Below are 25,121 nucleotides of genomic sequence, written 5' to 3'. Positions count from 1 at the left end.
GCATTTATGCACGCGCGAGGCAATCCCGACCGCCATCGTCAGCGCCAGCAGAAGCTGAAAACGCAGGTGGCTACCCGCGTGGCGGCGGCAACGGAGCAAAAAGGCATTCTGATCGTCTTCACCGGCAACGGCAAAGGTAAATCCACCGCCGCCTTCGGCACGGCAACGCGCGCCGTCGGCCACGGTAAGCGCGTCGGTGCTGCCCAGTTCATTAAAGGCCAGTGGGATAATGGAGAGTACAACACGCTGCATCCGCTCGGCGTTGAGTTTCACATTATGGGCACCGGCTTTACCTGGGAAACGCAAAACCGGGAGGCAGATATCGAGGCGGCGTCGGCCGTATGGCAGGAGAGCAAGCGCATGCTGGCCGACCCGAGCTACGATCTGGTGGTGCTGGATGAACTTACCTATATGCTGGCGTATCACTATCTGGATACTCAGGAAGTGATCGCGGCGATAGAGAATCGTCCGCCGCGGCAGAACGTGATTGTCACCGGCCGCGGCTGCCACGCCCGGCTGCTGGAGCTTGCCGATACGGTTAGTGAGCTGCGTCCGGTGAAGCACGCCTTTGACAGCGGTATTCAGGCGCAGGTGGGAATCGACTGGTAGTTTTACCCGGCTCGCGCTGCGCTTAGCCGGGCTACGGGTTCACATTCGTCTGCGGGCCGGTAGCCCGGACAGATGCGCAGCATCGCCTCCGGGAAACTCAGCCACTCTGCGCTATGCTCCCGGGGGCGGCGCTCGACGCGCCTTGCCCGGGCTACGGGTTCACCGCCGTCTGCGGGCCGGTAGCCCGGACAGATGCGCAGCATCGCCTCCGGGAAATGATGCCGCTTTGCGCCCGGCACCGCCGTCTGCGGCGCTGACAACGCGCCGTCAGGCTGCCGAGACCACCGATTTTTGCAGCAGCCACTCGCGGAATACCTGTAAATGTCGGGATTCCGCTTTATCCTCCTGCCACGTCATAATGAAGCGGTTGCCGGTGCGAATCGGCACATCGCAGGGGATCACCATCTCACCGCTATCCAGGTCATGCTGAATGGCAAAACGCGGCAGCAGCGCCACCCCCAGGTTCGAACGCACCGCCGCAATCAGCATTGAGAGCAGGTCAAAACGCGGACCGATGTTGATCTGCGGGCTGGTGATATTCGACAACGCAAACCACTCCTGCCAGCCGTGAATTCGCGTGCTTTGATGCAGCAGCGGAAACTCACCCAGCAGCTCCTCGACCGCCAGCTTCTGCCCGGGCTCGGACAGCAGCCCGCAGCCGCACACCGGCAGAATTTCCTCTTCGAACAGATACTCAACCTCCGCCCACGGCGAGCAAAAATCCTCGCGCATAATGGCGGCATCGTACTCGCGGCTAAGAAAATCGCCAATATTAGCCAGCGAATGAATATTAACGATAATGCCCGGATGTAATTTATTAAACTCGCGCAGGTTGGGGATCAGCCAGTGGGTGCTAAAGGTAGGATTGACGGCCAGCTCAAGCACCTGCACCGTCGGTTGCCATGTCATAATGGAGTTGGTATCACGTTCCAGTTTGTTAAGCGTTTCCTTAACGATAGTCAAATAATGCTTGCCAGCCGCATTTAAAAAAATCCTTTTTTTAGCATGATTAAATAATGACGTATGGAGGAAATCCTCCAGCGCCGTGACCTGTCGGAACACGGCGCTTTGTGTTAAAGCCAACTCTTCCGCTGCTCGAGTATAACTTTCGTGGCGAGCCACAACCTCAAAGGTCACCAGTAATTCAGTTTTGGGGATTTTTCCTCTCATAACGTCTTCCATTTACGGCGTGCAAAAAATTGTTTAATAGATAAAAAAAGCGCGCAAGGACATCAGATTAGCCCCGGGTGTTATATTTTATTTTACCTTCAGATGTCATTGATCTATTCCATGATAAATGCACACTGTTATTGATCAAATAATAACCAATAATACCCAGGCACTACAATAAACACAATTTAAACAATGTGATTGCCATGCAAATAACAGCAATAAGTTGTCAATATTTTTTCACATTAACTTGTTTATTTGCGAAGTCAGTCGATGAGACTGATGAAATTTAATTGCCCGCTGGTGAGCATAAATGAAAATTTTTCCGCGATCGGCCACACATTATGAGCGCTCTAGGAAAAATCTGTATTAACGATAAAACGGCGGCTAATCGACTTACCGTGAAGCGGCTGCGAGATGCCGATCGCGGAACGACTGCGGGCTGGTGCGATGAGCGGCGCGAAACACCCGACAAAAGTAGCTGGTTTGCGCAAACTGAAGCTTACGCGCTACGCTGTCTACCGAATATGACGGATCGCCAAGCAGTTCTCCGGCACGCTGCATTTTGCGCTGATTAACCCAGACTTTAAAATTCATCCCCTGGCGTTTTTTAAAAAAACGACTAAAATAATTTGCGCTTAAACAAACGTGAGCGGCGACGGTCTCTAAAGACAGCTCACCATATAAATTCTCATCAATATAGCGTAATGCCGACAGCAGTTTTATTTCATGCGACGATTTTTGCGAATAATAAAACTCTCTCTTATGCCGCAACGGTTTCTCGTCCACTTCCCTGTTTTCTGCAATCGCAGACATATTATTAACGATAAAATGCAGTAATCTTATCGCCGCCGCCCGATGCTGGTTGTCGGTCGCGTTATGATGGTCGCAAATAATATAACCGGATAATGTATTGTCCTGAATCAGCGGTAAGGCAAAGAAATTTAACCCACCATAGCCAGCAGGTAATCGATTGTCATTTGCCTCAATCACCGTGGTCTCCAGCCCGGTAGCCCGCGAAAAAAGCGCTGCCAGCGAGCTAAAGCCCTCCCATTGTTCATGCCTTTTCTTTCGCACCACATTATTCCCCACCGCCTTTTGCAAGCACTTAATATGCAGAATAGCGCGGATAAAAAGGATGATGCCGGACGCAAAAAATAATCTCATTTGCGCAGATGAATATGATTAAACGGCATGAAATCGCGGGCGAAAACGGCGTAACGCCTGATGGCGCAACGGCAGGCAAAAAAAAGGCCATCATCAGATGGCCAACCATGTCGAAATTGGACCAGCCCTTAACCATGCAGAACGTCAGGGCTGTTTTTTTTACTTATTACTTAATTACGGTTTTCAGCGCTTCGCCGATATCGGCCAGGCTGCGAACGGTCTTCACGCCAGCGGCTTCCAGCGCGGCGAATTTCTCATCCGCCGTCCCTTTACCACCGGCAATGATGGCGCCCGCGTGTCCCATACGTTTGCCTTTCGGCGCGGTCACGCCGGCGATGTAGCCGACAACCGGTTTGGTCACGTGATCTTTGATGTAAGCGGCCGCTTCTTCTTCCGCGCTACCGCCGATCTCACCGATCATGACGATCGCTTCGGTCTGCGGATCTTCCTGGAACAGCTTCAGGATATCGATGAAGTTAGAGCCCGGGATCGGGTCGCCGCCGATGCCCACGCAGGTGGACTGGCCGAAGCCGTAATCAGTGGTCTGCTTAACCGCTTCATAGGTCAGGGTACCGGAACGGGAAACGATGCCCACTTTACCCGGCTGGTGAATGTGGCCCGGCATGATGCCGATTTTGCATTCGCCTGGGGTGATCACGCCCGGGCAGTTTGGCCCGATCATGCGCACGCCCGCTTCATCCAGCTTCACCTTCACGGTCAGCATATCCAGCGTCGGGATGCCTTCGGTGATGGTGATAATCAGCTTAATGCCTGCATCGATAGCTTCCAGGATGGAGTCTTTGCAGAACGGCGCCGGAACGTAGATAACGGATGCGGTTGCGCCGGTCGCTTCTACCGCTTCGCGCACGGTGTTGAACACCGGCAGGCCCAGATGGGTGGTGCCGCCTTTGCCCGGCGTTACGCCGCCAACCATTTGCGTACCGTAAGCGATGGCTTGTTCAGAGTGGAATGTACCCTGGCTACCGGTGAAGCCCTGGCAGATAACCTTGGTATCTTTATTAATTAAAACGGACATTATTTCCCCTCCACTGCGGCAACAACCTGCTGAGCTGCATCCGTCAGACTTTTCGCTGCAATAATATTCAGGCCGCTGTCAGCCAGTTTCTTCGCGCCCAGTTCGGCGTTGTTACCTTCCAGACGAACCACTACCGGGACGTTAACGCCCACTTCGGCTACCGCGCCGATGATGCCGTCGGCAATCAGATCGCAGCGTACGATACCGCCGAAAATGTTAACCAGAACCGCTTTTACGTTGTCGTCAGAGAGGATGATTTTAAACGCTTCGGTGACGCGCTCTTTGGTTGCGCCGCCGCCAACGTCGAGGAAGTTAGCCGGTTCGCCGCCGTGCAGCTTAACGATGTCCATGGTGCCCATGGCCAGGCCCGCGCCGTTCACCATGCAGCCGATGTTGCCGTCCAGCGCGACGTAGTTCAGCTCCCACTGCGCCGCCTGAGCTTCGCGCGGGTCTTCCTGCGACTGGTCGCGCATTTCGCGCAGATCCGGCTGGCGGAACAGCGCGTTGCCATCAGCGCCCAGTTTACCGTCGAGACAGATCAGGTCGCCCTGCTTAGTGATCACCAGCGGGTTGATTTCGATCAGCGCCAGGTCGCGCTCAAGGAAAATGGTCGCCAGGCCCATAAAGATTTTGGTGAACTGCTGAACCTGTTTACCTTCCAGACCCAGTTTGAACGCCAGTTCGCGGCCCTGGTAAGGCATCGGACCCGCCAGCGGATCGATGGCGATTTTGTGGATCAGGTGCGGGGTCTCTTCCGCTACTTTTTCGATTTCCACGCCGCCTTCGGTAGAGGCCATAAAGACCACGCGACGGGAGCTACGGTCAACAACCGCGCCCAGGTACAGCTCTTTATCAATATCGGTCGCCGCTTCAACAAGAATCTGGTTAACCGGCTGGCCGTTCGCATCTGTTTGATAGGTGACGAGGCGTTTGCCCAGCCAGTGTTCAGCAAATGCGCGAATGTCTTCTTTGCTCTTCACTACTTTCACACCGCCCGCTTTGCCGCGGCCACCAGCGTGAACCTGACATTTCACTACCCACGGACCCGCGCCGATTTTTGAAGCGGCTTCTTCTGCTTCACGCGGAGTAGTACAGGCATAACCCACCGGCGCCGGTAAGCCATAGCGGGCAAAGAGTTGTTTTGCCTGATATTCATGTAAGTTCATGTGTTCAGTCCATCCTTCAGGGAATAATTATAAACCTGTAGGCCTGATAACGGCGCTCGCGCGCTTTACCCGGCCTACGGTAGGTCATACTCTTGCTGACTACACGTCCAGCAGCAGACGAGTCGGGTCTTCCAGCAGCTCTTTAATCGCAACCAGGTAGCCAACCGACTCACGTCCGTCGATCAGACGATGGTCATAGGAGAGCGCCAGGTACATCATCGGCAGAATTTCCACCTTACCATTCACCGCCATCGGACGATCTTTAATGGCATGCATGCCCAGAATCGCGCTCTGCGGCGGGTTGATGATCGGCGTGGACATCAGAGAACCGAATACGCCGCCGTTGGTAATGGTGAAGTTACCGCCGGTCAGGTCGTCTACGGTCAGCTTGCCGTCGCGGCCTTTTACTGCCAGCTCTTTAATTTTCTTCTCGATATCCGCCATGCCCAGCAGATCGACGTCGCGCAGAACCGGGGTGACCAGGCCGCGAGGCGTGGAGACCGCCATGCTGACGTCGAAATAGTTGTGGTACACCACGTCGTCGCCATCGATAGAGGCGTTCACTTCCGGATAGCGTTTCAGCGCTTCCACGACCGCCTTCACGTAGAAGGACATGAAGCCCAGGCGGATACCGTGACGTTTTTCAAACGCGTCACCGTACTGCTTACGCAGATCCATAATCGGCTTCATGTTGACTTCGTTGAAGGTCGTCAGCATGGCGGTGGAGTTTTTCGCTTCCAGCAGACGCTCGGCAACGCGTTTGCGCAGACGGGTCATCGGCACGCGTTTTTCCGAGCGGTGGCCCAGCTGCGGAGCCGGAGCAGCTGCAGCGGGCGCAGCCGCCGGGGCTTGAGCTTTAGCCGGAGCGCTCGCCAGATGCTTCTCCACGTCTTCACGGGTCAGGCGGCCGCCAACGCCGGTGCCTTTAATGGCCGCCGCGTCGAGGCTGTGTTCCGCCAGAAGACGGCGAATCGCCGGGCTCAGCGCATCGTTGTTTTGTTCTTCCAGAGAAGCCTGCTGGCGCTGGGCCGGCGTCGACTCTTTGGCATCGGCTTTCGCACCGGACTCTTTGCCCGCGCTGTTGCCTTCACGCAGGCGGCCCAGGATCTGACGAGAGAGCACGGTAGCGCCTTCGTCTTCAATCACCGCGTCCAGAATGCCATCCGCTGAAGCCGGTACTTCCAGTACCACTTTGTCAGTTTCGATTTCTACCAGCACTTCGTCACGAACAACCGCATCGCCCGGTTTTTTATGCCAGGTGGCAACCGTTGCGTCAGCTACGGACTCAGGCAGGTCGGGAACCAGAATATCTACGCTACTCATTATGTATCCTTTAATTAATCGACGTTCAGCGCGTCATTGACCAGATCTTGTTGCTGTTTCTGGTGAACGGACAGGTATCCTACCGCCGGAGAGGCGGAGGCCGGGCGGCCTGCATAACGCAGAGAGGCCCCAAACGGAATCACTTCACGGAAGTGATGCTGGCTGCAGTACCACGCGCCCTGGTTGAGCGGTTCTTCCTGACACCAGACAAAATCATGCACGTGCGCATACGGTTTCAGCGCTTCCTGTACCGCCTGGTGCGGGAACGGGTAGAGCTGCTCTATGCGAACGATAGCGACATCTTTTTGCTCTTTCTTGCGGCGCTGTTCCAGCAGGTCGTAATAAACCTTACCAGAGCACAGCACAACACGCTTCACGGCTTTCGGGTCGAGATCGTCGATTTCACCGATTGCCGGCTGGAAGGTGCCGTTAGCCAGTTCGTCCATACTCGATACCGCCAGCGGGTGACGCAGCAGCGATTTCGGCGACATCACGATCAGCGGGCGACGCATACCGCGCAGCGCCTGACGACGCAGCATATGGTAAACCTGCGCCGGCGTGGACGGTACGCAAACCTGCATGTTCTGCTCGGCGCAGAGCTGCAGATAGCGTTCCAGACGCGCGGAGGAGTGCTCCGGCCCCTGGCCTTCGTAGCCGTGCGGCAGCAGCATCACCAGACCGCACATACGGCCCCACTTCTGCTCGCCGGAGCTGATGAACTGGTCGATAACCACCTGCGCGCCGTTGGCGAAGTCGCCGAACTGCGCTTCCCAGATGGTCAGAGTACGCGGCTCTGCGGTGGCATAGCCGTATTCAAACGCCAGGACCGCTTCTTCCGACAGCACGGAGTCCCAGACTTTAAAATGGCCCTGACCGTTGTGGACGTGCTGCAGCGGCGTATAGGTTGAACCATTTTTCTGGTTATGGATCACCGCGTGGCGGTGGAAGAAGGTCCCGCGCCCGGAGTCTTCGCCGGACAGACGCACCGAAATACCTTCATCGACCAGCGTGGCGTAGGCGAGGTTTTCCGCGCCGCCCCAGTCGAACAGCTTCTCGCCGGCGGCCATTGCCTGACGATCGCCATAGATTTTCGCGACGCGCGACTGCATCTCAACGGCTTCCGGCACCGTACTGATGCGTTTCGCCAGCTCCTGCAGACGCTTAGGTTCAACTTTGTCCGGATAGCTCTCATCCCACTCGTGGTTGAGGTACGGGGACCAGGTAAAGGAGTGCATGTTCATCGGACGCCACTCCTGCACCACGCATTCGCCGGCATCCAGCGCGTCGCGGTAGAGGTTAACCTGCTCGGTAGCGTCTTCCAGCGTCGCGACCTTATCGGCTTCCAGCTTGTCAGCGTAGATTTTGCGCGGGGTCGGATGCTTTTTGATTTTCTGGTACATCAGCGGCTGGGTTGCGCTCGGCTCGTCGGCTTCGTTGTGGCCGTGACGGCGGTAGCACACCAGGTCAATGAAGACATCGCGTTTGAAGGTATTACGGAAATCCAGCGCCAGGCGGGTCACGAAAGCGACCGCTTCCGGGTCATCGGCGTTGACGTGGAAAATCGGCGACTGCACCATCTTACCGATGTCGGTGCAGTACGGGGTAGAACGCGCATCCAGCGGGTTAGACGTGGTGAATCCCACCTGGTTGTTAATCACGATGCGTACGGTACCGCCCACTTCGTAACCGCGCGCTTTGGACATGTTCAGGGTTTCCTGAACCACGCCCTGGCCGGTGACCGCGGCGTCGCCGTGAATGGTGATCGGCAGAACTTTGTTGCTGCTCGGTTCGTCGAGACGATCGAGGCGAGCGCGTACGGAGCCGATAACCACCGGGCTGACGATTTCCAGGTGCGACGGGTTAAACGCCAGCGCCAGGTGCACCAGGCCGCCTTCGGTTTCCATGTCGGACGAGAAGCCCATGTGGTACTTCACGTCACCGGTACCGAGGTGTTCTTTATGTTTACCGGCAAATTCGTCGAACAGGTCCTGCGGTTTTTTACCCAGCACGTTGACCAGTACGTTCAGACGACCGCGGTGCGCCATGCCCAGCACCACTTCGCGGGTGCCGCTCTTACCCGCGTGGCGGATAATCTCTTTGAGCATCGGGATCAGCGCATCGCCGCCTTCCAGCGAGAAGCGTTTCGCGCCCGGGAATTTCGCCCCGAGGTAGCGTTCGAGGCCTTCCGCCGCGGTCAGCTCGCTCAGGAAGCGTTTTTTCTCTTCGGCGCTAAAGCTCGCTTTGCCCGCTACCGACTCGATACGCTGCTGGATCCAGCGTTTTTCTTCGGTAGAAGTAATGTGCATATATTCCGCGCCGATGGAGCCGCAATAGGTTTGCTTCAGGGCAGAGATCAGATCGCCCAGCTTCATCGTGTCTTTACCGATGGCAAAAGAACCTACGTTATAGATCTCCTGGAAATCGGCCTCGGTCAGATCGTGGTAAGCCGGATCGAGATCCGCCACTCTCTCTTGCTGCCACAGTCCCAGCGGATCGAGATTCGCATGCTGGTGACCACGGAAGCGGTATGCGTTGATGAGCTGCAGGACTTTAACCTGCTTCACATTGGTGTCAGGGTCGGAAATCGAAGAAGTGTAACGCGAGGCATCCTTCGCCAGGCGGCGGAAATAATCACGCGTTTTGGAATGAAATTGATCCGGTTTGACTCCGGTGCCAGGTAACTGCTGGAACATAGAACGCCAGTTGGCGTCAACAGAGTCAGGATCGGTTAAGAAGTCTTCATAGAGCTGTTCTATCCAGCTCTGGTTCGAACCAGAGAGGTAAGAAGAGTCCAGCCAGGCTTTCATTGCGCCGTTCTGCATCGTGATCCCTTAAGCATTTATATGCTTATTTCGCCGTAGAAACTACCACGCACAGAAGTTGTACGTGCCGGGGTTCACTTGTTGCGGATGAGTTGTGGTTTCGTCCGCTAAGGAACCTTTAAAAACTGTCTAATAATCTTCTTTGTTCAGGCTGCGACTGTGTTGCGACCCTCACTCACTCCGGTCACATAGTTCACTATGCTCCCGGAGATTCGTTCTGCTCGCGCCTTGTCTCGCACTGAACATCTCGATTATTACTATTAATGTGGCAGTTTTTAGAGGTTTCCTGCTATATCCCCGGCGGCGCGAACGCTGCCGGGGCGACTGCTTTTGGTAGCCCGGATAAGCGCTAGCGCCATCCGGGGCAGACCGGGTTACTTACGCACTGCGCTGCAGCAGCATCGACTTAATATGGCCGATGGCGCGCGTCGGGTTCAGCCCCTTAGGACACACACTGACGCAGTTCATAATGCTGTGACAGCGGAATACGCTGAAAGCATCGCTCAGCCCTTCGAGGCGCTCGCTGGTTTCGGTATCGCGACTGTCGATCAGGAAGCGATACGCGGCCAGCAGGCCGGCCGGGCCGATAAACTTGTCCGGGTTCCACCAGAACGACGGGCAAGACGTTGAACAACATGCGCAGAGAATACACTCGTACAAACCATCGAGTTTCTCACGCTGCTCTGGCGACTGCAGATGCTCGCGAGCCGGAGGATTTTGCCCATTATTCAACAAGTAAGGCTTAATCTTCTCATATTGTGCATAGAATTGCCCCATGTCTACCACCAAATCACGGATAACCGGTAATCCTGGCAGCGGACGGATAACAATTTTCTTACCCGGCTGATTCAGCGCGGAGATCGGCGTGATGCACGCCAGACCATTTTTCCCGTTCATGTTCAGACCGTCGGAGCCACAAACCCCTTCACGGCAGGAGCGGCGGAACGACAGCGACGGGTCTTTCTCTTTCAGCTGGATTAACGCGTCCAGCAGCATCATGTCGCGACCCTCTTCCGCTTCCAGGGTGTAATCCTGCATGCGCGGAGCATCGTCTACGTCCGGGTTATAACGATAAACTGAAAACTCGAGTTTCATATTCCTGTCTCCGCATTAATAAGTACGAATCTTCGGCGGGAATGCCGGACGCAGCTTCGGTTCCATATTGACGCTACGACGCGTCATGGATTCCGACTCTGGCAGATACAGGGAATGGCACAGCCAGTTTTCATCATCACGATCCGGGAAGTCGAAGCGGCTATGCGCGCCGCGGCTTTCGGTACGGTAGTTCGCAGACATCGCGGTGGCGTAAGCGGTTTCCATCAGGTTATCCAGCTCCAGGCACTCAACGCGCTGGGTGTTGAACTCGCTGGAAGTATCATCCAGGCGGGCGTTTTTCAGACGCTCGCGGATGGCTTTCAGCTGCTCAAGGCCCTTCGCCATTGCATCCCCTTCGCGGAAGACCGAGAAGTTATGCTGCATACACTCTTGCAGCGCTTTGCGGATTTCGACCGGGTCTTCACCATTCCGGTTGCCGTTCCAGCGGTTCAAACGTTCCAGAGAAGCGTCGATCTCTTCATCCGTCGCGTCGCGCAGTACGCCCTGCTCGGCGATAGACTCTTGCAGGTGCAGACCCACCGCGCGGCCAAAGACCACCAGGTCAAGCAGCGAGTTGCCGCCCAGACGGTTCGCGCCGTGTACCGATACGCAGGCGATTTCGCCTACCGCGAACAGTCCCGGAATAACCACATCTTCGCCCTGCTCGTTGACGGTCAGCGCCTGTCCGCTCACTTTGGTCGGAATACCGCCCATCATATAGTGGCAGGTTGGGATAACCGGAATCGGCTCTTTTACCGGGTCGACGTGGGCAAAGGTGCGGGAGAGCTCCAGGATACCCGGCAGGCGGGATTCCAGCACTTCTTTACCGAGGTGATCGAGCTTCAGCTTGGCGTGCGGGCCCCACGGACCATCGCAGCCGCGACCTTCACGGATTTCGATCATGATGGAACGCGCCACCACGTCGCGACCCGCCAGGTCTTTCGCATTCGGGGCATAACGTTCCATGAAACGTTCGCCGTGTTTGTTCAGCAGGTAGCCGCCTTCACCACGGCAGCCTTCTGTCACCAGAACGCCCGCCCCGGCGATACCGGTCGGGTGGAACTGCCACATTTCCATATCCTGCACCGGCACGCCGGCGCGGATCGCCATACCAACGCCGTCGCCGGTATTGATATGGGCATTGGTGGTGGACTGGTAGATACGACCGGCGCCGCCGGTAGCCAGCACGGTGGCGCGAGCCTTGAAGTAAACCACTTCACCGGTTTCGATACACAGGGCGGTACAACCGACCACCGCGCCATCGGCGTTTTTCACCAGATCCAGCGCGTACCACTCGGAGAAAATAGTGGTGTGATTCTTCAGGTTCTGCTGATAGAGGGTGTGCAGCAGGGCGTGACCGGTACGGTCAGCCGCCGCAGCGGTACGTGCCGCCTGCTCGCCGCCGAAGTTTTTCGACTGGCCGCCGAACGGACGCTGATAAATCGTGCCATTTTCGAGGCGCGAGAACGGCAGACCCATATGATCCAGCTCCAGAATCGCTTCCGGGCCGGTTTTACACATGTATTCGATGGCGTCCTGATCGCCAATGTAGTCCGACCCCTTAACGGTGTCGTACATATGCCATTCCCAGTTATCTTCATGGGTATTACCGAGCGCGACGGTGATACCACCCTGCGCGGAAACGGTATGGGAACGGGTCGGAAAAACTTTAGAGAGCAGCGCACAGGTCTGGCCGCTCTGGGAAATCTGCAGCGCCGCGCGCATACCTGCGCCGCCGGCACCAATGACAACAGCATCAAATTCTCTGACAGGCAATTTCATTACACACCCCACACCACAACAAATCCATAAAGAACGTAAGCCACCAGCGCAACAACGATCAGCAGTTGCAGAATTAAGCGCACGGCCAGTGGTTTAACGTAGTCCGTTAATACCTGCCACATCCCGATCCAGGCGTGGATCAGAATGGAAACGAGAGCCAGCAGGGTGAAGACTTTAGTGAACGCGGAGGAGAAAAAGCCCGTCCAGACTTCCCATGAAATTTCACCGGTGGTGGCAAAGAAGCCAACCATATAGATGATGTAGAGGGTCAGAACGATAGCGGTAGCACGGACCAGAATAAAGTCATGTACGCCGTTGCGTCCTAGTGCTGAGGCGTTGCTTACCATACGAGGACTCCTGCGAGAAGTGAAAGCACGACAGTAATAACAAAAGAAATTTTGGCGGAGCGTGTCCCTACTTCGAGGGTTTCTTCAAGGTAGCCAAAATCCATCAGCAGGTGGCGAATACCGACCACCGCGTGATACGCCAGCGCGGTCAGGATGCCCCACATGATGAACTTCACAAAGAAGCTATCCATAATGGATGCCGCAGTGAGAAAACCTTCGGGAGAGGAAAGGCTGGTGCCCAGCAGCCAAAGCAGAATCCCGATCGCCACGAAGGTGATCACTCCGGATACGCGATGGAGAATGGACGCTATCGCCGTGATTGGGAACCGGATCGTTTGCAGATCCAGATTGACAGGTCTTTGTTTTTTCACATTTCTTACCATGAATAACGCCCACATGCTGTTCTTATTGTTTCCTTCCTCCGGTCTGCTTGCGGGTCAGACAGCGTCCTTATCTATAACTAAAAGTCATGTTAAAACGCCTTTCCAGGAGTTAAAGCGTGACAAAATAACGCTGGGTGGCTCGGGATTGCAGGGTGTTCCGGAGACCTGGCGGCAGTATAGGCCGTTCACAAAATCATTACAATTAACTTACATATAGTTTGTCGGGTTTTCTCCCGAACAGTGATCCATGTCACGATAACAACATATTTTTAATTTTTAATCATCTGATTTGACAAATATTAAACATTATTGTTACAACCATTACCAGATAAATGCAATAATACGCAAAAGTTATGGGGTCACTCTTTTACCTGAGAATAAGTTATGCAACAGTGAGAGAGTATTGACCGATGTAATCAGGACAGTTATTAGTGGTATATAGTTTTATAATATTCGGGCTGCTAAAACGCTGATTTGCTGTTGTTTCGTCGTAGGCTGAAGACGTACCATCAAGCGCCCTTGCTCTGTACCCTGCCCTTTTCGCGACGCAGAGCGATGTGCAACATAACAAACTGGTAATGTCATCTGCTACGGGCTGAATGCAAATCCACCACCCGGCAGCCTTAAGCAATAAAGGCGCTAAGGAGACCATAAATGTCTGATGCTAAAGCAAAAATCACCCTGGGTGGTGATACTGCTATCGAACTGGATGTGCTAAAGGGCACGCTCGGTCAGGATGTTATTGATATTCGTAGTCTTGGTTCAAAAGGCGTGTTTACTTTTGACCCTGGTTTTACCTCCACCGCATCCTGCGAATCTAAAATCACCTTTATCGACGGTGATGAAGGTATCCTGCTGCACCGCGGTTTCCCGATCGATCAGTTAGCAACCGACTCCAACTATCTGGAAGTATGCTACATCCTGCTGAACGGTGAGAAGCCGACCCAGGCCCAGTACGACGAATTCAAAACCATCGTTACCCGCCACACCATGATTCACGAACAGATTACCCGTCTGTTCCACGCGTTCCGCCGCGATTCTCACCCGATGGCCGTCATGTGCGGTATCACCGGTGCGCTGGCCGCGTTCTATCACGATTCGCTGGATGTGAATAACCCACGCCACCGCGATATCGCCGCATTCCGCCTGCTCTCCAAAATGCCGACGATGGCGGCAATGTGTTACAAGTACTCTATCGGCCAGCCTTTCGTTTATCCGCGCAACGACCTCTCCTACGCGGGTAACTTCCTGAATATGATGTTCTCCACGCCGTGTGAAAAATATGAAGTGAATCCGATTCTGGAACGCGCCATGGACCGTATCCTGATCCTGCACGCCGACCACGAACAGAACGCTTCAACGTCCACCGTACGTACCGCCGGCTCTTCCGGCGCGAACCCGTTTGCCTGCATCGCTGCGGGTATTGCCTCCCTGTGGGGACCGGCACACGGCGGCGCCAACGAAGCGGCGCTGAAGATGCTCGAAGAGATCAGCTCCGTTGAACACATTCCGGAATTCGTCCGTCGCGCGAAAGACAAAAACGACTCTTTCCGCCTGATGGGCTTTGGCCACCGCGTGTACAAAAATTACGACCCGCGCGCCACCGTTATGCGTGAGACCTGCCACGAAGTGCTGAAAGAGCTCGGTACCAAAGACGATCTGCTGGAAGTGGCCATGGAGCTTGAGCACATCGCGCTCAACGACCCGTACTTCATCGAGAAGAAACTCTACCCGAACGTCGATTTCTACTCCGGTATCATCCTCAAAGCGATGGGCATTCCGTCTTCTATGTTTACCGTTATCTTCGCGATGGCGCGTACCGTGGGCTGGATTGCGCACTGGAACGAAATGCACAGCGACGGCATGAAAATCGCCCGTCCGCGCCAGCTGTATACCGGCTACGAAAAGCGCGATTTCAAAAACGATATCGCCCGTTAAGAGGGCTATCGCAGCGACAAAAAACGCGCCTGAAGGCGCGTTTTTTTATTGCTGACATCCCGGGCACCAGTAAAACGGCCGCGACGATAGCATCGTTCTCTCGATTATTCCGCCGCAGCGCTCGCAGGACTCCCCTTCGCGATGAAAAACCTTAAAGCGAAACAGCGCGCCGTGGTGCTTATTCTCGTCCACCAGACCGCGGGTGTTGTAGGACAAGCGCGGGATCTCCAGCAGCGCATGCGCCAGCGCATCGAGCTGTTTTTCATCCAGTTCAGAGGCTTTATGCCGCCCGGTCAGCCCCACCTGCCAGAGGATCTCCACGCGCAGATAGTTGCCTAATCCGGCAAGAAACGCCTGATCCAGCAGCAGACCGGAGAACTGGCGGTTGCGGAATTTCGCCGACAGCAGCCGCGCTTTGACCTGTTCAACGCTAAGGCGCATATCGAGCACATCCGGCCCGACCCGCAGCAAAAACGGATGGCGGGCGAGCTGCTCGGGCGTCAGCATCTCAATATCAGAGGCGCTGTAGAGCAAAATCGCCCTGCGCGCGGTCTGCAGCCGAACGCGCAGAACGCGCGTCGTTTCAGGCTGCTCCCCCGCGTCCACCACTCGCCAGACGCCGTACAGCTGATTGTGGCTATACAGCGTTAGCCCGCCGGAGAAGTGGGTCAGCAGCGCCTTACCGCGAGTTTCAATGTGCGTCACTCGCTGGCCGACCAGCTGAGATTGGTAATGTTGTAACTGCGGGAAGGCGAACCACGCCCCGGTCAGGGGTTCGCCTTTAATCGCCGCTTCCAGGCTATCCGCCGCGCGGCGAATTTCCGGACCTTCCGGCATAATCTTGTCCTTGTGTTAATGCGTTGCCCCACCGCCGACTTTCACATCGCCATCCTGCTGCAGGGCAACGGCGATGGCCGTTTCCAGCGCGGCCTGCACCGTCTCTACCGCCATACTGGCTTCGCCGGGGTGAGCCGCGGCCTGCTCCGGCAAATACGGAATATGGATAAACCCGCCCTTCGCGCCGCTGCGATGACGCAGGCTGTGCAGCAGGCCGTACATCACGTGATTACAGACAAACGTCCCCGCCGTCTGCGACACCGACGCCGGGATCCCCCGGCTGCGCAGGGCGGTTACGATCGCTTTGATCGGCAGCGTGCTGAAGTACGCCGCCGGCCCGCCGGCAGCGATCGGTACGTCGATCGGCTGCAGGCCTTTATTATCAGGGATCCGCGCATCATCGACGTTGATCGCCACCCGTTCAACGGTGATGTCGACGCGACCGCCCGCCTGGCCAATCGCCAGGGTCAGGACGGGATCCAGCTCATCCAGCGCGGCGTTCAGCGCCGTCAGGGCGTCGCCAAAGACGCACGGCAGCTGCCGCGCCGCCACCGGCTGTCCGCCGATAATAGCGCCATCCAGCCGCTTTACCACTTCCCACGAAGGGTTAACCGCTTCGCCGCCGAACGGCTCAAAACCGGTAATTAACACGCCAGCCATGATCCCTCCTTACAGGAACATCAGGAAATAGAGCAAAAATACGTTCACGATAAGCAGCATAACGCCGGTCGGCACCTGGGCTTTTATGACCGCGTTTTTATCCGGCAGCTCCAGCAGCGCAGCCGGCACGATATTGAAGTTCGCCGCCATGGGCGTCATCAGGGTACCGCAGTAGCCGGAGAACATGCCAATGGCCGCCATCACCGCCGGGTTCCCCCCGTGCTGCAGCACCAGAATCGGGATCCCGACTCCCGCCGTCACGATAGGAAACGCGGCGAAAGCGTTGCCCATCACCATCGTCAGCAGCGCCATTCCCAGGGTATAGACGGCAACGGCGATAAACCGGCTATCTACCGCCAGGTAGTGCTGCGTCAGCAGGGAGATGCTGTTGCCAACGCCGGCGGCGGTAAACAGCAGCCCGAGCACCGCGAGGATCTGCGGCAAAATAAACGCCCAGCCCACCGAATCCAGCAGGCGGCGGGCTTCCTGTAACGGCTGCGCCGCCGTTTCATGGGTCATGCGGATAGCCATCACCAGACCGAGCAGCGTGCCCGCGGTCATCGAAAATAGCGTGATCAGCGTGGCGTGATTGCCCGGGCCAAAGATAGCGACCTGCAGCGAGGGGAGATTATTAAACAGCAGCACGCCGATCACCGTCACCACCGGGATCGCCAGCGCCGGGAAAAACAGCCGGTTGCCAAGACGCGCGGCGCTGGCGGTACGTTCTTCCTGCGAGCGCTGATGATAGCGGCCGAGGCGCACGCCGCCAAAACCGGCGATCAGCGCCAGCACCACCACCACCACGCCAACGCCGATATTAACGGCCCGCTTGTCGCCGACCAGCTCATAGGTCCAGTCGCCAAACAGAAACACCAGGCCATACAGCCCCCAGAACAGGCCGGTTGTCAGCCTGCGCGGGTTGGCCTTATCGCGCCATGACATCACCGCCACCACCAGCAGAACCGCGCCCGCCAGCCAGTACAGCCAGGTTTGCTGAAAATTCATGCGGCACCGCCTTTCGCCTGCCCGGCGTTAACCTTGTCCAGCTCGCGCTGGAGATGGCGGTCGAGGCGCCACAGGCGGGCGGAGTGGATCAGGAAGGCGCAGACCGCCGTTGGGATCCCCCACAGGGCGATATGCAGCGGCTCGGTCTGAATGCCGCCCGACTCCAGCATAAAGTTATGCATAAAGATAATCGCCCCGAAGGCGACGAAAATATCTTCCCCGAAGAACAGGCCCACGTTGTCGGTCGCCGCCGACATCGCACGCAGACGATAGCGCACCTCGCCGGGCAAGGCGCCGAAGTTTTTCTCCGCCGCCCCTTCCGCCATCGGCGCCAGCAGCGGGCGCACCATCTGCGGATGACCACCCAGGCTAGTGAGGCCCATCGCCGCGGTCACTTCACGCACGAACAGATAGACGATAAGCAGACGACCGGCGGTGGCGCTGCGGATCTTCGCGATCCACGTCTGCGCGCGCTCTTTCAGACCGTGCCGCTCCAGCAGGCCAATCACCGCCAGCGGCAGCAGAAGAATAAACGGCAGGTTGCGGGTATTAAGAAATCCTTCTCCCAGCTTTTCCAGAATGGTCGCGATCGGCATATGCGCCGTCAGACCCGTGATGATCCCGGACACAATAACCACCAGTACCGGGTTAAAACGCAGAACAAATCCGACCACGATCGCAGCAATGCCGATCAGTGGCCAGAGAGATAATGACTCTCCCATAGTTACATCCTGTATGTTGTTGTGAATTGTTGTCTAATGTTAATTGCTTGATAATATTGTTTTTATTCTTCTACTTCCGCACTGACCTGTATATTGCGCCCGGCAAACGCCGCGCGCAAGCGGCGCGCAAAATCCAGCGCGTGCTCGCCGTCGCCATGCAGGCAGACGGTTTCCGCCACCACGTGCGCCCATTCGCCGGTGATGCTCCGCACCCGGCTGTGCTGCACCATTTCCAGGGTTTGCGCCAGCGACTGCTCTTCGCTCTCGATCAGCGCGCCGGGCTGGGTGCGCGGCACCAGGCTGCCGTCCGCCAGATAGCCGCGGTCGGCGAAGACCTCCTGGCGGGTGGTCAGCTGATAACGATGCCCGGCGCGAATCAGCTCGCTGCCCGCCAGGCCTACCAGCACCAGACCCGCGTCAACGTCATATACCGCTTTGGCGATAGCGTCAGCAAGCTGCGGATCTTTTGCCGCCTGGTTATAGAGCATGCCGTGCGGCTTGACGTGCTGCAGCTCGCCGCCCTGCGCGCGCACCAGCGCCGCCAGCGCGCCGACCTGATACAGCGTTTGCGCATAAACCGTTTCCGGCGGCAGCTGCATCGCCGTACGGCCAAAATTTTCCCGGTCAGGAAAGCTGGGATGCGCGCCCACCGCGACGCCATATTTCAGCGCTTCGCGGACGCACTGCAGCATCATCACCGCATCGCCCGCATGGAAACCGCAGGCGATATTGGCGGAAGAGACCAGCTGCAGCAGCGCGCTATCGTTGGCGCAGCCTTCGCCCAGGTCGGCGTTTAAATCAATCTTCATCGTTCAGTCTCCATGCCAGCTGTTCAAAATAACGTTGTCTGTCGGCGCGCGCCTTCAGCGCCTCCTCCAGGGAGCAGGGAACAAAGTGGATCGGCTGTCCCAGCGGGATCTGCGCCAGCTGGTACATATCAGCCTCGATAATGGTCGCAATCCGCGGATAGCCGCCGGTGGTCTGCGCGTCGTTCATCAGTACGATGGGCTGGCCATTATGCGGAACCTGTACCACGCCGGGCAGCAGGCCGTGCGAAAGCATCTCGCGGTCGGTCGTCCGCTTCAGCGGTTGCCCCTGCAGACGATAGCCCATACGATTGCTCTGCGGGCTAAGCTGCCACGGCGAGCGCCAGAACGTGTCCTGCGACACGCTATCAAACTCCTGGTACTCGGGCCCGGGCAGCGCGCGGATGCGGTTGCCGATGGGGAGCTGCTTCACGCCGCGCGGCCCGCGGAACTGCTTATCCGATTTCCCCAGCTTCAGCCGGTCTCCGTCCTGCAAACGTCGACCTTCCAGACCGCCAATCCCCACTTTCAGATCGGTGCTGCGCGAACCCAGCACCTTCGGCACCGCAATCCCCCCCGCCACCGCCAGGTAGCTGCGCACGCCGTGCTGCGGGTTCTTGAGCACCAGATGCTGCCCGGCCTTGACCGCCGTTCGCCAGCCCACCCATACCGGCTCGCCATCGAGCTTCGCCTCGCAGGCGGCGCCGGTCAGCGCAAACCAGCCGCTGCGTTCAAACTGAATATCTACCTGGCCCAGCGTTATCTCCAGCGCCGCGGCGTTAGCGCCGTTACCCACCAGCAGATTAGCGGTGACCAGCGCCGGCTTATCCATAGCGCCACAGCGGCTGATGCCCAGCTGACGCAGCCCTTCACGCCCGCCGTCCTGCACCGAGGTATACATTCCGGCGCGGATAATTTTTAACATACGCCCTCCTTTTGCGGCACGAAACGCACTCTGTCGCCGGAACGCAGCAGCACCGGCTCCTTGCGCTTCGGATCAAACAGCGCCAGCGGCGTACGCCCCAGCAGCTGCCATCCCCCCGGCGTCGCCAGCGGATAGATCCCGGTTTGCGCCCCGCCAATACCGACGGACCCGGCGGGAACCAGCAGGCGCGGCTCCGCCCGTCGCGGCATCGCCAGCTGATCCGGCAGGCCGCCGAAGTACGGGAACCCCGGCTGGAAGCCGAGGAACCACACCACGTACTCCACCGACGAATGCAGCTCAACCACCTGCTTTTCGCTCAGGCCGCTGTGGCGGGCAATTTCTCCCAGATCCGGTCCGTATTCGCCGCCATAAACTACCGGGACCGAGACCTCCCGCGATTCCGGTTCGAGCGTATCGCACTCCTCCCACCAGAGCTGCAGGCGCTCAATCGCGTCCCACGCCGTCTGCTGCGGGTTGCGCAATATCACGGTAATGTTGTTCATGCCCGGGATGGCTTCCACCACCTCGGTATGGCCTACCAGCCGCTGGGTTAACCGCCAGATCCGCTTCTGGCTTTCCAGCGTCACCGGAGGCTCAAGCTCCAGTACGACTGCCGTTTCACCTAATAAATAACAACGCGCTCGCTGCACTTTTGCCTCCGTTCATCAGGCCGGGTTCGGGATATCAATAAACGTGACGTCCAGTTCGGTATTTTCCGTCAGCCATTCGCTTAACGCGCGAATGCCGCCGCGCTCGGTGGCATGGTGCCCGGCGGCGTAGAAATGCAGCCCCTGCTCGCGCGCCGAGTGTATGGTTTGCTCTGAAACTTCACCGGTAATAAACGCATCGACGCCAAAGCGGGCCGCGCTGTCGATAAAGCTTTGCCCACCGCCGGTGCACCAGGCCACGCGGGCGACTTTATCCGGCCCGGTGTCGCCGCACCACAGCGGTTTGCGACCCAGCCGCGCTTCAATCCATGAAGCCAGCTCCAGGCCCGATACCGCCATCGACAGTTCGCCCCACGGTACCAGCGGTTCAATTTCCCCCATCACATTGATGCCGAGCAGCGACGCCAGCTGAGCGTTATTGCCCAGTTCCGGGTGAGCGTCGAGCGGCAGGTGCCAGCCATAGAGGTTAATGTCGTTAGCCAGCAGCGTTTTGAGGCGATTGCGCTTCATGCCGCGAATGACCGGCGATTCGCCTTTCCAGAAGTAGCCGTGATGGACGATCACCGCATCGGCCTCCAGGCGGACGGCTTCATCCAGCAGCGCCTGGCTGGCGGTCACGCCGGTGACGACTTTTTGTATCGTTTCGCGCCCTTCCACCTGGAGCCCGTTGGGGGCGTAATCACTGATGGCCGCGCTATTGAGTTTTTCATTAATCAGTTGTTCCAGTTCACTATTTTTCATTGCCGTTCCACCAGGTCATCGTTCTATGCAGAGGAATAACATAACGGTATCCGTCCGGTCAGTCGATAGTTCTGCCGCTTCGCCGTCCATTTTGACTTTTCGCGAAATCCCGCAATTTGTCTACTCCCTCGTTCGCGCATTCGTGTATATTTATGCACTATTACAGCATATTAAATAACCAGAAAGCCCATAAGGCCATGAATATCGCTAGTTAATGGCTATTCATGCAGAAAGATCGACTTTCTTTTTTACGGCAGGACAAGGCATTACATGAACACACAATCCTCACAGCCGCGGGCGATTTATTACGTCGTCGCGCTGCAAATCTGGGAATATTTCAGTTTTTACGGCATGCGCGCGCTGCTGATTCTTTATCTCACCAACCAGCTCAAGTATGACGATAATCATGCTTATGCGCTGTTCAGCGCCTACTGTTCTTTAGTCTACGTCACGCCGATTCTCGGCGGCTTCCTGGCCGATAAGCTGCTGGGCAACCGCATGGCGGTGATGCTCGGCGCGCTGCTGATGGCCATCGGCCATCTGGTGCTCGGCGCCAGCGAAATCGCCCCCACCTTCCTCTATCTGTCGCTGGCGATTATTGTCTGCGGCTACGGGCTGTTTAAATCCAACGTCAGCTGCCTGCTCGGCGAGCTGTATGAACCCACCGACCCGCGCCGCGACGGCGGTTTTTCGCTGATGTACGCGGCGGGTAACGTCGGGTCTATCGTTGCGCCAATCGCCTGCGGCTACGTGCAGGAAGAGTACAGCTGGGCGATGGGCTTCGCGCTGGCGGCCGTCGGCATGATCGCCGGGCTGGTGATTTTCCTCAGCGGCAATCACCATTTCCGCCACACCCGGGGCGTCAATCGCGAAGCGCTGCGGGCGCGGACTTTCGTCTTACCAAACTGGGGCTGGCTGCTGGTGCTGCTGATCGCCGCGCCGCTGCTGATCACCGTGCTGTTCTGGCAGGAGTGGTCGGTTTACGCGCTGATTGTGGCGACGGTTATCGGCCTGGCGGTACTGACGCGGATCTACCTGCGGGCGGAGACCGCCAGGCAGCGTAAAGAGCTGCGTCTGATTATGGTGCTCACCTGCTTCAGCCTGCTGTTCTGGGCCTTTGCGCAGCAGGGCGGCAGCTCCATCAGCCTCTATATCGACCGTTTTGTTAATCGTCATTTTATGGGCTATGAGATACCGACCGCGATGTTCCAGTCGGTGAACGCCTTTGCGGTGATGCTCTGTGGGGTGGTGCTGGCGTGGCTGGTGAAGGAGAATATTAACGGCAACCGTACCGTGCGCATCTGGGGCAAATTCGCGCTGGGCCTCGGCCTGATGAGCGCCGGTTTCTGTATCCTGACCCTCAGCGCACGCTGGTCGGCGGCTTACGGACAATCTTCAATGCCGCTGATGGTGCTGGGCCTGGCGGTGATGGGCTTCGCCGAGCTGTTTATCGACCCGGTGGCGATGTCGCAGATTACCCGTATTGAGATCCCCGGCGTGACCGGGGTGCTGACCGGTATTTATATGCTGCTCTCCGGCGCTATCGCTAACTATCTGGCAGGCGTGATTGCCGATCAAACCTCGCAGGGGTCGTTCGATGCCGCCGGGGCCGTCAACTACTCGATCAACGCCTACATTGAGGTATTCAGCCAGATAACCTGGGGCGCGCTGGCCTGCGTCGGCCTGGTGCTGGCTATCTGGCTGTATCACGCCGTTAAGATCCGGACTCGTCGCCTGGCGATGGAGTCTTAAGCTCTCTGGCGGCTTCCCAGGCCGCCAGCGTCGCCAGCCGCGCCTGCTTGTGGTCAACAATCGGGCGCGGATAATCCAGCGTTACGCCCTGTTTCTCCGCCCACAGCCACGGTTGATGCACCGCTTTTTCAGGTACCCCGGCCAGCTCCGGCAGCCATTGACGAATAAACTGCCCCGCTTTGTCGAAGCGCTCTCCCTGGGTCGTCGGGTTAAAAATACGAAAATAGGGCGCGGCATCGGTACCCGTTGAAGCCGCCCACTGCCAGCCGCCGTTATTCGCCGCCAGATCGCCATCAATAAGCTGTTCGATAAAGTAGCGCTCGCCCAGCCGCCAGTCGATGCGCAGGTCTTTCACCAGGAAACTGGCGACAATCATCCGCAGGCGGTTATGCATCCAGCCGGTCGCATTAAGCTGACGCATCGCGGCGTCGACAATCGGGAAGCCGGTTTGCCCGCGCTGCCAGGCCTGAAGCGCGGATTTATCGTCCAGCCACGCCACGTTATCGGTCCAGTCGATAAAAGGCCGCCCCTTACACAAGTTTGGGTAGTAAACCATCAGGTGACGATAAAACTCGCGCCAGATAAGCTCGTTGAGCCATACCGATCCGGCTTCGCCATCCAGCGCCCGCGGCTGCTCAACCCGCAAACGGTGCAGGCACTGGCGCGGTGAGAGCGCGCCCACCGCCAGGCACGGCGACAGTCGGCTGGTCCCCTCGATGGCGGGAAGATCGCGCTGCTGCTCATAGTCGGCGGCCTTTTGCTGGCAGAAGCCGCGAAGCCGGGCGATGGCGCTTTTTTCATCCGCGGCGAACAGCTCGCTATCAAATGGCGTCTGCGGATAATCTATTTTCACTTCAGTCGCCGCAGCGATGGGCCCGCCCGCGCGGACTTGCGGCGCGGCGACGCACTCCGGCAGCGCTTCCTGCAAACGGCGAATAAAGGCATTTTTAAACGGCGTGAAGACCTTATACATTTCACGACTGCCGGTCAGTACGCTGCCCGGCGGCAGCAGAACGCTGTCATCAAAGCCCTGACAGGTCACCTCCGCTAAGGTTTTCTCCACCGCCGCATCGCGCTGGCGTTCATTGATTTCGTACTGGTAGTTATAAAACAGATGGGTCACCTGCCGCTGCCGGCAAATGCTGGCGAGCAGCGCCACGCTGGCGGTGAAATCTTCGGCATGTTCAATCTGCAGCGGGATCCCCTTTTCGGCCAGCGCCGCTTGCAGGCTGTGAAGGTGGCTGACCATAAACGCCGCCTGGCGCGGCGCCATACCGTGCTGGCGCCATTGCCCTGGCGTGGCGATAAATAATCCCAGCACCTCGGCATGGGGATCGCGGCAGGCGGCGGCGAGCGCAAGGTTATCGTGGATGCGCAAATCCGCGCGAAACCAGACCAGATGGGTGGCCATAGCATTCCTTTCATCATGAAAATTGATAAGTTCGACTTATATTTAACCCTCCCGCAGGCTTAACCTTCGGGGAGTGAATAAGTGTAAGCCACTCATGGCAAAAAAAAACCGCCGGGTAAACCGGCGGCATGATGATAAGGCAATCTGTTGGCACGCTGTGCCGGGGAAGACAGGGTAAATAAGCCAGGATATCAATCCATTAGCCCGTTTCCGCAGCGCGCGCCCGCTGAGCCATAAACCGTTATTAATAAAAATCTGCGGAGACTTTTTCAGCCTGCGCCAGCCATACCGGCTGTTCGCTGGTTTTCGCCCACACGCGGTGCAGCCAGCTGTAAAAACGGGCGCGATCTTTCCAGAACAGCATTACCGGCAGCGCCAGCACGCCAGCCGCCACGGCGAAAGCGCGACGCGCAAAGATGATATGAGCAGGATAAGTTTTGTACAACGCCATAATTTCTCTCCCCTTTGTCAGGCCGGCAAGCAAAGCCGGTAAAGTTAATCTGTTTCTCTGCTTAAAATAGTACCGCTTTGGCTGTAATTTTACTACTCATCCGACCACTAAAAAGCACGTATTTAGCCTTTATTTACATTCACCCGGTAACTTAGTTACAAAAAAGTTAAATTAATACTAACCATTAGTTAAATTGTGGTCTTGGCGATTTTTATATTTTTTTTACACCCCCGCCGCTGATTTTTGCGAAATCTTTGCGCCCGACTGCCTATTCTCCTCGTAAATCAAAAAGACATCCGGAGGTG

General features: G+C 57.1%; 24 protein-coding genes. 3 read left to right on the top strand and 21 right to left on the bottom strand.

Features of this window, described 5'->3' with window-relative positions:
• Positions 1 to 6: 6 nt before the first annotated feature.
• Positions 7 to 609, top strand: coding sequence for a cob(I)yrinic acid a,c-diamide adenosyltransferase (cobO, locus tag ABLV30_RS09935; RefSeq protein WP_046878623.1), 603 nt, complete (start codon positions 7 to 9; stop codon positions 607 to 609).
• A gap of 2 nt (positions 610 to 611) precedes the next feature.
• On the opposite strand, the gene ABLV30_RS09930 is transcribed toward cobO, so the two are convergent.
• From ABLV30_RS09930 to sdhC, 11 genes are all read right to left on the bottom strand, one after another.
• Positions 612 to 869 (bottom strand): hypothetical protein, encoded by a 258-nt coding sequence (locus ABLV30_RS09930; protein ID WP_265801464.1) that lies wholly within the window; start codon positions 867 to 869, stop codon positions 612 to 614.
• Between the two features lie 7 nt (positions 870 to 876).
• On the bottom strand, positions 877 to 1,779 hold the full coding sequence (locus tag ABLV30_RS09925) for a LysR family transcriptional regulator (protein ID WP_004848928.1): 903 nt from the start codon (positions 1,777 to 1,779) through the stop codon (positions 877 to 879).
• A 396-nt stretch (positions 1,780 to 2,175) separates the two neighbouring features.
• Positions 2,176 to 2,946, bottom strand: a complete 771-nt coding sequence (locus tag ABLV30_RS09920) for an AraC family transcriptional regulator (RefSeq protein WP_064358416.1) — start codon at positions 2,944 to 2,946, stop codon at positions 2,176 to 2,178.
• A 166-nt stretch (positions 2,947 to 3,112) separates the two neighbouring features.
• On the bottom strand, positions 3,113 to 3,982 hold the full coding sequence (sucD, locus tag ABLV30_RS09915; protein WP_004100288.1) for a succinate--CoA ligase subunit alpha: 870 nt from the start codon (positions 3,980 to 3,982) through the stop codon (positions 3,113 to 3,115).
• Positions 3,982 to 5,148 (bottom strand): ADP-forming succinate--CoA ligase subunit beta, encoded by a 1,167-nt coding sequence (gene sucC, locus ABLV30_RS09910; RefSeq protein ID WP_004848923.1) that lies wholly within the window; start codon positions 5,146 to 5,148, stop codon positions 3,982 to 3,984. Before sucC ends, sucD begins: the two co-directional genes overlap by 1 nt.
• 99 nt (positions 5,149 to 5,247) lie before the next feature.
• Positions 5,248 to 6,471 carry a 2-oxoglutarate dehydrogenase complex dihydrolipoyllysine-residue succinyltransferase gene (gene odhB / locus ABLV30_RS09905; RefSeq protein ID WP_049071821.1) on the bottom strand — a complete coding sequence of 408 codons (1,224 nt, stop codon included), beginning with the start codon at positions 6,469 to 6,471 and terminating at the stop codon, positions 5,248 to 5,250.
• Between the two features lie 14 nt (positions 6,472 to 6,485).
• Positions 6,486 to 9,293: a 2-oxoglutarate dehydrogenase E1 component gene (gene sucA, locus ABLV30_RS09900; protein WP_004130528.1), complete on the bottom strand. Its 2,808-nt coding sequence runs from the start codon at positions 9,291 to 9,293 to the stop codon at positions 6,486 to 6,488.
• A 378-nt stretch (positions 9,294 to 9,671) separates the two neighbouring features.
• Positions 9,672 to 10,388 carry a succinate dehydrogenase iron-sulfur subunit SdhB gene (gene sdhB, locus ABLV30_RS09895; RefSeq protein WP_004130526.1) on the bottom strand — a complete coding sequence of 239 codons (717 nt, stop codon included), beginning with the start codon at positions 10,386 to 10,388 and terminating at the stop codon, positions 9,672 to 9,674.
• 15 nt (positions 10,389 to 10,403) lie between these two features.
• Positions 10,404 to 12,170, bottom strand: coding sequence for a succinate dehydrogenase flavoprotein subunit (sdhA, locus tag ABLV30_RS09890; RefSeq protein WP_025106368.1), 1,767 nt, complete (start codon positions 12,168 to 12,170; stop codon positions 10,404 to 10,406).
• Positions 12,170 to 12,517, bottom strand: a complete 348-nt coding sequence (gene sdhD / locus ABLV30_RS09885) for a succinate dehydrogenase membrane anchor subunit (RefSeq protein WP_004100278.1) — start codon at positions 12,515 to 12,517, stop codon at positions 12,170 to 12,172. The genes sdhA and sdhD overlap by 1 nt, the downstream gene beginning before the upstream one ends.
• Positions 12,511 to 12,915, bottom strand: a complete 405-nt coding sequence (gene sdhC, locus ABLV30_RS09880) for a succinate dehydrogenase cytochrome b556 subunit (protein WP_014837839.1) — start codon at positions 12,913 to 12,915, stop codon at positions 12,511 to 12,513. The genes sdhD and sdhC overlap by 7 nt, the downstream gene beginning before the upstream one ends.
• A 639-nt stretch (positions 12,916 to 13,554) precedes the next feature.
• On the opposite strand from sdhC, the gene gltA reads away from it, so the two are divergent.
• Entirely contained in the window at positions 13,555 to 14,838 is a 1,284-nt protein-coding gene (gltA, locus tag ABLV30_RS09875) for a citrate synthase (protein WP_004100276.1), read from the top strand.
• A gap of 45 nt (positions 14,839 to 14,883) precedes the next feature.
• Here the strand turns inward: gltA and nei are convergent, their stop codons facing one another.
• The 8 genes from nei to ABLV30_RS09835 form a co-directional block, all read right to left on the bottom strand.
• Positions 14,884 to 15,675: an endonuclease VIII gene (gene nei, locus ABLV30_RS09870; protein WP_049080769.1), complete on the bottom strand. Its 792-nt coding sequence runs from the start codon at positions 15,673 to 15,675 to the stop codon at positions 14,884 to 14,886.
• Between the two features lie 15 nt (positions 15,676 to 15,690).
• Positions 15,691 to 16,335: a pyroglutamyl-peptidase I gene (pcp, locus tag ABLV30_RS09865; protein ID WP_014228439.1), complete on the bottom strand. Its 645-nt coding sequence runs from the start codon at positions 16,333 to 16,335 to the stop codon at positions 15,691 to 15,693.
• Between the two features lie 9 nt (positions 16,336 to 16,344).
• Complete coding sequence (locus ABLV30_RS09860; protein ID WP_025106370.1) at positions 16,345 to 17,340, bottom strand: DUF979 domain-containing protein; 996 nt, start codon at positions 17,338 to 17,340, stop codon at positions 16,345 to 16,347.
• Complete coding sequence (locus ABLV30_RS09855) at positions 17,337 to 18,062, bottom strand: DUF969 domain-containing protein (RefSeq protein ID WP_004130515.1); 726 nt, start codon at positions 18,060 to 18,062, stop codon at positions 17,337 to 17,339. Before ABLV30_RS09855 ends, ABLV30_RS09860 begins: the two co-directional genes overlap by 4 nt.
• 62 nt (positions 18,063 to 18,124) lie before the next feature.
• Positions 18,125 to 18,871 carry a 5-oxoprolinase subunit PxpA gene (gene pxpA / locus ABLV30_RS09850; protein ID WP_025106372.1) on the bottom strand — a complete coding sequence of 249 codons (747 nt, stop codon included), beginning with the start codon at positions 18,869 to 18,871 and terminating at the stop codon, positions 18,125 to 18,127.
• Positions 18,861 to 19,793, bottom strand: a complete 933-nt coding sequence (gene pxpC / locus ABLV30_RS09845) for a 5-oxoprolinase subunit PxpC (protein WP_009651642.1) — start codon at positions 19,791 to 19,793, stop codon at positions 18,861 to 18,863. The genes pxpA and pxpC overlap by 11 nt, the downstream gene beginning before the upstream one ends.
• Positions 19,787 to 20,443, bottom strand: coding sequence for a 5-oxoprolinase subunit PxpB (gene pxpB, locus ABLV30_RS09840; RefSeq protein ID WP_048261204.1), 657 nt, complete (start codon positions 20,441 to 20,443; stop codon positions 19,787 to 19,789). The genes pxpC and pxpB overlap by 7 nt, the downstream gene beginning before the upstream one ends.
• A gap of 15 nt (positions 20,444 to 20,458) precedes the next feature.
• Positions 20,459 to 21,202, bottom strand: a complete 744-nt coding sequence (locus tag ABLV30_RS09835) for a type 2 GTP cyclohydrolase I (RefSeq protein WP_014228436.1) — start codon at positions 21,200 to 21,202, stop codon at positions 20,459 to 20,461.
• Between the two features lie 270 nt (positions 21,203 to 21,472).
• Here ABLV30_RS09835 and dtpD point away from each other — a divergent pair, with 270 nt between their 5' ends.
• Positions 21,473 to 22,954, top strand: coding sequence for a dipeptide permease DtpD (dtpD, locus tag ABLV30_RS09830; RefSeq protein WP_048261206.1), 1,482 nt, complete (start codon positions 21,473 to 21,475; stop codon positions 22,952 to 22,954).
• Here dtpD and phrB read toward each other — a convergent pair.
• Both phrB and ABLV30_RS09820 read right to left on the bottom strand, forming a co-directional pair.
• Positions 22,917 to 24,365 (bottom strand): deoxyribodipyrimidine photo-lyase, encoded by a 1,449-nt coding sequence (gene phrB, locus ABLV30_RS09825; RefSeq protein WP_265801471.1) that lies wholly within the window; start codon positions 24,363 to 24,365, stop codon positions 22,917 to 22,919. The two genes, dtpD and phrB, sit on opposite strands and share 38 nt — an antisense overlap.
• 244 nt (positions 24,366 to 24,609) lie before the next feature.
• A complete protein-coding gene (locus ABLV30_RS09820) occupies positions 24,610 to 24,816 on the bottom strand; it encodes a DUF2517 family protein (RefSeq protein WP_004848892.1) in 207 nt (68 codons plus the stop codon).
• Between the last annotated feature and the right edge of the window lie 305 nt (positions 24,817 to 25,121).

The sequence above is a fragment of the Klebsiella sp. CN_Kp113 genome (assembly GCF_040064585.1).
Taxonomy (GTDB): Bacteria; Pseudomonadota; Gammaproteobacteria; order Enterobacterales; family Enterobacteriaceae; genus Klebsiella; species Klebsiella michiganensis.
Note: the sequence above shows the minus strand (reverse complement) of the source record. Positions and strands in the feature narration are given on the sequence as shown.